The following is a 533-nucleotide window of genomic DNA, read 5'->3' on the forward strand; positions in this document are numbered from 1 at the left end:
GTTGCAAGCTTTCATTATTGTTATTTATATTGAAAGAACAGTGCATAGCTCAACTCCTAAGCGATAGTTATTATATTTGTGTGATGGATATGTGATGGCTGGGATTTTCATTCAACACAAGAGTTCGATCTAAATAATATAACCAAAATGTCACCATTTTATCTCAAGATGTTGATACTAATCGCAGAATTTGGGCTTTAATGAAAGGTTATGGAGATGTTCACCCAAAAGTTGAATTTATAAATGAAAGCCAATGATTTACAAGGGGTAAGGGGGATTTATCCATTTGTTTTGGTATTTATCCATTTCACAGCTTCTACGCGGTAGGTTTAGCGACTGGATTTAGAGGTTTCTAATGTAGCTTCTGATGGTATTCATTCGGTTTATCGATGTGTGAGATTTATCAGAATTTTTCATGATAAAATTAAATTATGTCATTTTATGTGATATTAATATAATTTATGTGGCGTATTGTTTTGGTGATTTAATTAAAGTAATCAATGATAGAATTAATTATATTTGTTGAATGATTG

The sequence above is a fragment of the Vibrio sp. 10N.222.52.C3 genome, from assembly GCF_041474195.1.
GTDB lineage: Bacteria > Pseudomonadota > Gammaproteobacteria > Enterobacterales > Vibrionaceae > Vibrio > Vibrio crassostreae_C.